Below are 6,931 nucleotides of genomic sequence, written 5' to 3' on the forward strand. Positions count from 1 at the left end.
GCCACACCTGCCGCATGAAGGTCGTGTGTACCCGTTGCAGAAGAAATGTTTTCGATGTGCCATTCCGGTTTGGCGAAATGGTTCGACATGTGACGTCCGCCGCTGCCCGGGTCTGTCGCTTTCGAGATACCATTCAGGATAATTTCTTCCGGAGTCATTCCGGCAGAAAGTACAGTCAGCATATCGCGGTAGTAAGGAAACAGGAAGTCTTCGCCCAAAGTGAATACCTGACCAATGGCAAGCTGAATACCATCATGCCCCGCGTAAGGAGCATGATAAGACCAACCCAAGGATTGTAGCAGGTATGACGGTGCTTTTTCATCCAAAGCACGCCCCAATGTCATCAGATGATACCACTTTTTCAGGGTTTCTACATCTGTCGTTTTTATATCATATTTCTTTTTCATAGTGAATGAAGTTCTTAATGAGTGAAACAATCAGTTATCAGCCTTGCCAGTTTTCGAGGTAGTCGGCTATAAAGTGGAGGAAGTTACCTCCCAACATTCCGTCTACTACCCGATGGTCGTAAGACAAAGACAGATACATTTTATGGCGGATGGCAATCGTATCGCCTTCCGGTGTTTCTATCACAGCAGGTTTCTTTTCAATATATCCTACTCCCAAAATAGCAACCTGCGGCTGATTAATTATCGGTGTACCGAACAGGCTCTTGAACGTTCCGAAATTGGTAATGGTAAATGTACCGCCATCAATATCTTCCGGCATTAATTTATTATCCCTTGCTTTCAGGGCTAAAGAGTCAATGGCAACTGCCAGACCATTCAGATTCAAACGATCGGCGTCATGCACCACAGGCACAATCAGATTTCCATCATTCAGAGAGACAGCAATACCTACATTGATATGTTTCTTAAAGAGGATATTATATCCGTCTACTGACACATTCACTTGAGGATAGGCTGCCAATGCTTTCGCTACGGCCTCGGTTATCACAGGCATATAAGTCAACTTCACTCCTTCGCGACGGAAGAAAGCATCTTTGTTCTTTTCACGCCAACGCACCAGTTTGGTGACGTCTACTTCTACCACATTGGTTACATGAGGAGATACTTTCTTAGACATAACCATGTGATCGGCAATAATCCGGCGGACACGATCCATCTCTTTCACTTCAACTCCAGGCGTGGCAACAGGAGCAGACGATTTGGATGAAGTAGCAGCCGACTGTGCAGCAGGGGCAGATGCAACCGGAGACGTTTTCGGAGTTATCGGTTCGGGAGCAACAACCACCGACGGTTTGTTTGCAGCCGGAGCAGCAACGACAGAGGCTGGCTTCTGTTCAGCCATATCTCCTCTTTTCTTCTTTTCAATATAGTCTTTTATATCTTTCTTACTCAATCGCCCTTCATAACCCGTACCTTGTATAGCATCCAACTCTTCTTTCGGAATCTTAGCCTCCCGCGCCAACTGAATCACAACAGGAGAATACCAACGTTCTTCCTCAACAGCAACGGGTTTGGATGTATCAACGGGGGTTGATGCAGTATTCACTGATTGATTCTTAGCAATGTCTGCAGCTAATTGTGATGTTCCGGAAACATCAGCGGCAACCTGGCCAGCATCAGCTCCTTGGTTTGCGGCACTTTCGCTTGCCGGCTCCGTACCGGATGATTCTTCGCCATCCAAATCAATAATGGCGACAACTGTTCCTACAGCTACCGTGTCACCTTCCTTATATAAAATCTCCACCACTTTTCCCGCTACGGGAGAAGGGATTTCTGCACTTACTTTAGCAGTATTCACTTCAAAAAGCACATCGTCTTCCTGAATCATGTCACCCACCTTTACAGACCAAGAGACAATGGTCCCTTCGGTTATACTCTCGCCCAACTTAGGCATTTTTATTTCGAATTTTGACATAGACAGTAAATTTATTATTCAACCTTAGATATATTACAACAATGGGCTGAAATAGAAAGTTTTAAGTTAAGTAAATTTTAACCGGACGCCAATCGGTACAGCCTGTACATCAACGGCTATATATCCACTCTTTCTGAATATATTTCTCTTCCCGGAGCTGATTGATGGCTTCTATCTCCTCCCTGGTGAAAGCACTGACGGATTGCGACTTACTGAAATACTGAAAAGCCTTTTCTTTGAAATCAGTGACAGTCCCCGCCGGCAAATGCCTGCGAATATTAGTTACCTCACTCCGAACGGAAGGAACAGCATATACAGACGATAACGTTTCATCATCGACCATCGGTTCCGGATTCAATGCTTGATGCAACGCTGTAAGGTCCGTATCATACAATAGCGTGCAATGATACAATACCCGATCCTTGTACAGGCATTGCGCACTTCCTGATATTTTCAATCCATTCAGATAAATCCCCAATCGTTCGCCTCCTGTTGCCATCAGTCCCATAGAGTTCAGGAAATCCAACGTCCGCTGCAAATACGTGACAAACTCCGGCAAGCGGGGAGTCGTTTCTATAAAAGTCAGATTGACATTGCCCAAATCATGGTACACTGCTCCTCCACCGGAAAAACGACGGGCAACATGTACCTGCTCCCGTTCCGCCCATTCCTGATCGACTTCCGACCGTAACCGCTGATGCTTCCCTATTACCACAGAAGGAGTGTCCTGCCAAAGCATGAAAATGTCTTCATTTCCCTGCTTCAACAGATATTCTTCTGCAGCCAAGTGAAAGTAAATATCAGTAAACGGACTATAGATACATCGAATCATAGGTCAGACAGAATAAGAGTTAAAACATAATCTCGTGATAAATCTCTCCGACCGTAGGATGCGGGAATACAGTCTTCTGAAATTCTTCCACCGTATAGCCTCTCTGAATAGCAATACCTGCGATCACTATGAGTTCCGACGCCGGATTTCCCAATATGTGGCAACCGATGATCTTCCCTTCTTCATCCTGAATCAACTTACAAAGGCCGTTTCCCTGTTCATTCTCGGCTACGAACCGACCGGAATAAGCCATCGGTAATTTGGATACACGGTAAGAAAGTCCTGATTTTATCAGTTCTTCTTCTGTCTTTCCCACTCCTGCCACTTCGGGATTGGTATAAACAACTCCCGGAACACAATCGTAATTCATCCGGTCTTCCACTCCCAAGATATGATTGATAGCGACTTCCGCTTCACGAATAGCGGTATGTGCCAATAAAGAATAACCTGTAATATCCCCACAAGCATATACACGGGGATGCGAAGTCAACAGATGTTCATCTACTTTGACCCCGTTCCGATGCAATTCTATATTCAGCTTGTCCAGCCCCACTCCGGATAAATTTGCCTTACGGCCTACACTAAGCAAGATTTTCTCCGCTTCAATAGTGGAAACTTTGCCTTCTTTTTCTATCACGACTCCATGAGCGTTCACTTCCACTACTTTCGTATTCAAATAGAAAGTGACTCCCCGTTTGGCATATTCGGCGCGAAGCATACCGCTCGTTTCCTTATCCATCGCTCCCAAAATTTCCGGCATCATTTCTACCACATGCACCTTTACTCCCATACTGTTGAAGAAAGAAGCAAATTCCATCCCGATCACTCCACCGCCAATAATAACCAGCGTCTTGGGAAGTTCTTTTATCTCCAACGCCTCCTTGGAAGTCCAATAACTGACTCCCGACAATCCCGGTATGGGAGGAATCACTGTATCGGATCCGGTACATACCAGCAAGTATTTCACGGAATAGGTTTCTTCATCACAGGTGATGCGGATCATCCCCTCGTTCTCTCCTTCTATAAAAACTTCTTTCTCCACGATCGTCACTCCGTAAGAATTCACAGTCATCTTCACGCCACCCGTCAACATTTTTACTGTTCTATCCTTACGGCTCATAATCTTGGATAAATCGAACGAAGGAGATTCGGCAGAAACGCCGTATTTGGAAGCATTCTTGATGCTATCCAGTATTTTAGCAGAATATAACAAAGTTTTAGTAGGAATACACCCCTCATTGAGACATACTCCACCCATTGCCTTTTTCTCAAAAAGAACGGCCTTTAATCCGTTAGCCCCTGCCCGTTCGGCAGCTGTGTACCCGGCCGGACCACCACCAATAATAGCTATATCAAAGTTCATAATCGTATTTTTTTAGTAATAATACGATTATAACAAATATGAGAAGAGATAAGTTGTAGGGAAAAGAAATACCCGTTACTTAATTGTCAGCTTTTTAAGTTCCTCTAACGAGCCATTGAACACATTCAAATCTACGTCTTCTTTAATGCCGGGAACACTTCCTACATCCGTATGTTGCCAGAAGTGCCATTTTCCCTGATACCGCACAGAGTCCACATAATAATGGGCAATCCAATAAGGGTATGCATTGAAGATAGAGTCGTCTAGATAACGAGTTTTAAATTTATAAGAGGTATAAAGAATAGGTTTCACTCCATAATGAGATTCCACCCGGTCCAGCCAGCGTTTGATGCCTTGCTGTAATTCCTTTTTTTCCTTCCGCCCGGTCACTTCCACATCAAGTACGGGAGGTAAATCACCCGTGTCCAGTTTCACCGTACGAATAAAGAAGTCCGCCTGTTTCAAAGCATCCGTACCAGGAATATAAAAATGATAAGCACCACGGATAAATCCATGGTTACGGGCATTGGCGAAGTTCGCCTCAAAGGTAGTATCGTTATGGTCGCCTCCTTCTGTAGCTTTCATAAAAACGAAATGCAAAGGAGTAGCCGTCTCTTTATTCTGCAACAGTCTTTTCCAGTCAATCTTTCCCTGGTAATGAGAAATGTCAATACCATGAATATCATATCCGTCAGGGATACAAACTCCGTATTCCTTTAAACCATGACAAGGTTTCCATCGATAAGCATAAGGACGGATAAAGAAATAGTAGAATACAACGGAAAAACAACCGATAATCACCACTGCCAAAATGTTACGAATCCAGACAGGCATCACAGTTCGATGCTTCATCTGTTCCTTTTTTGAGGTACGGGAAGTTTTGGAAGAAGAGGTCGTTCCCTTTTTCTTGGTAGTGGAAACAGTTCTTTTCTTCTGTACAGCAGACATCGGGTTGTTGCGTTGCGGCATTTACTTTAAACGATCAATGTTTTTAGAGATAGGCACGGATTACGCGAATTAACACGGTTTTTTAGTTATTTCTTATAAACCGTGTAGTCCGTGTAGTCCGTGCCTGAAAGAATCTTTCATTGCAGCTGTTATTGCAACTGTTACATCAACAACTGCTCTGAAGTGTATTTATTTAGCTTGTTCCAGCTGCAAAGTCTTAGTTGCCTGGTCGCAAACTTCTGTAGGACCGAAGTACTGGATCGGACCCGGATATACATAATCCGTTTCGATAGCCCAACGATCACGTTGCGCAGCAAATGCCTTGAAAGGAGCACCATCCAGTTTCACCAATGCTTTCTGGATAACCGGTTTCATTTCACCGTGGCGACGTTCCATGTTCATCATCATAGTGATAGGCACACCACCAGCAATCCATTCGGCAGCAGGAGCAGTTGTGTTGCGTACAGAAGACATATAACCAGTCTTACCGTTAGCAATCAACATAGAGGCTGTGTAACCCAGAGAGTAGCAATAGTCAGCGTCAAAGTTTGACGGAGCAGCACAACGTCCTTCATAACCGAAGAAGTGGTGTTGAGCAGCAAATTTACCAACATACTTGCCTTCTTCTTTCCATGCAGCCAACTTAGTAGCTACCATTTCAGACAACAGCTTTTCTGTTTCGATCAGTGATACCTGAACGTTTCCGTGCGGGTCACGATCCAAAGTCAACTGACGGGCAACACCTTCCGGCAGACTTGCGTAGATAGCAGAGTTTTCCGGAGAAAGTTTGCGGATGATATAATCACGTTGGTGAGATTTCTTAATCTGACCGAATTCTTCAGCATTAGCAGCCAGGAAGTCGTTCAATTCAGCAATCAGGCGTTTCATGGCAGGAATGAATTCTACCAATCCTTCCGGAATCAATACAGTACCGAAGTTGTTTCCCTGTGCGGCACGGTCAGCTACCACTTTAGCGATGTAAGTCACTACATCGTCCAAAGACATATCTTTAGCTTCTACTTCTTCAGACACGATACATACGTTAGGCTGTACCTGCAAAGCACATTCCAGTGCGATGTGAGAAGCCGAACGACCCATCAATTTGATGAAGTGCCAGTATTTACGTGCAGAGTTACAGTCACGTTGGATGTTACCGATTACTTCTGCATAAGTCTTACATGCTGTATCGAAACCGAAAGAAGTTTCAATCATATCGTTCTTCAAGTCACCGTCGATTGTTTTCGGGCAACCGATTACCTGTACACCATACTTCTTAGCAGCATAGTATTCAGCCAATACACAAGCGTTTGTGTTAGAGTCGTCACCACCGATGATAACCAATGCTTTGATGCCAAGTTCTTTGATGATTTCATATCCCTTTTCGAACTGGCTTTCTGCTTCCAGTTTCGTACGTCCTGAACCGATGATATCGAAACCACCCGTGTTACGGTATTCGTCGATAATATCAGCAGTCAGTTCCATATAATTGTGATCTACCAGACCACCAGGACCCAGGATAAAACCATATAATTTGTTTTCCGGGTTCAATTTCTTGATACCGTCGAACAAACCGGAGATTACATTGTGTCCGCCCGGAGCCTGACCACCGGAAAGAATTACACCTACGTTCATAGCGGGAAGAGCAACAGCTTCACCAGCTTCGAATGTAATCAACGGCATTCCATACGTGTTCGGGAATAATGCTTTGATAGCTTCCTGATCGGCTACAGATTGAGTAGCAGCACCTGCTACAGCCTTAACAGCTCCTGATGCCAATGCTTTCGGAAGTTTGGGCTGGTAAGCAGCCCTTGCGATTTGCAATGCACTTTTAGTCATTTTCTTTAATTTTTTATTTAAAGGTGTTAGTAAGTTTCTTGTCAAACTTGAAAAGCGTTGCAAATTTCGCA

Annotated in this window: 6 protein-coding genes; all 6 read right to left on the minus strand. The window is 44.3% G+C overall.

Translation table 11 applies throughout. The features are described 5' to 3' along the window. A partial coding sequence (locus tag ACT8YW_RS21105) for a thiamine pyrophosphate-dependent enzyme (protein ID WP_444107056.1) occupies window positions 1-407 on the minus strand: 407 nt, incomplete at its 3' end. 37 nt (window positions 408-444) lie between these two features. Beyond that, entirely contained in the window at window positions 445-1,881 is a 1,437-nt protein-coding gene (locus ACT8YW_RS21110) for a dihydrolipoamide acetyltransferase family protein (RefSeq protein ID WP_444107057.1), read from the minus strand. 109 nt (window positions 1,882-1,990) lie between these two features. Beyond that, entirely contained in the window at window positions 1,991-2,713 is a 723-nt protein-coding gene (locus tag ACT8YW_RS21115; RefSeq protein ID WP_211420697.1) for a lipoate--protein ligase family protein, read from the minus strand. A 19-nt stretch (window positions 2,714-2,732) separates the two neighbouring features. Continuing rightward, window positions 2,733-4,076: a dihydrolipoyl dehydrogenase gene (gene lpdA / locus ACT8YW_RS21120; RefSeq protein ID WP_444107058.1), complete on the minus strand. Its 1,344-nt coding sequence runs from the start codon at window positions 4,074-4,076 to the stop codon at window positions 2,733-2,735. 75 nt (window positions 4,077-4,151) lie between these two features. Then, window positions 4,152-5,045 carry a glycoside hydrolase family 25 protein gene (locus tag ACT8YW_RS21125; RefSeq protein ID WP_444107059.1) on the minus strand — a complete coding sequence of 298 codons (894 nt, stop codon included), beginning with the start codon at window positions 5,043-5,045 and terminating at the stop codon, window positions 4,152-4,154. A gap of 168 nt (window positions 5,046-5,213) precedes the next feature. Continuing rightward, entirely contained in the window at window positions 5,214-6,860 is a 1,647-nt protein-coding gene (locus tag ACT8YW_RS21130) for a diphosphate--fructose-6-phosphate 1-phosphotransferase (RefSeq protein ID WP_049703049.1), read from the minus strand. Window positions 6,861-6,931 lie beyond the last annotated feature (71 nt).

Origin of the sequence: Bacteroides sp. (genome assembly GCF_052357945.1) — a bacterium.
Lineage (GTDB): Bacteria > Bacteroidota > Bacteroidia > Bacteroidales > Bacteroidaceae > Bacteroides.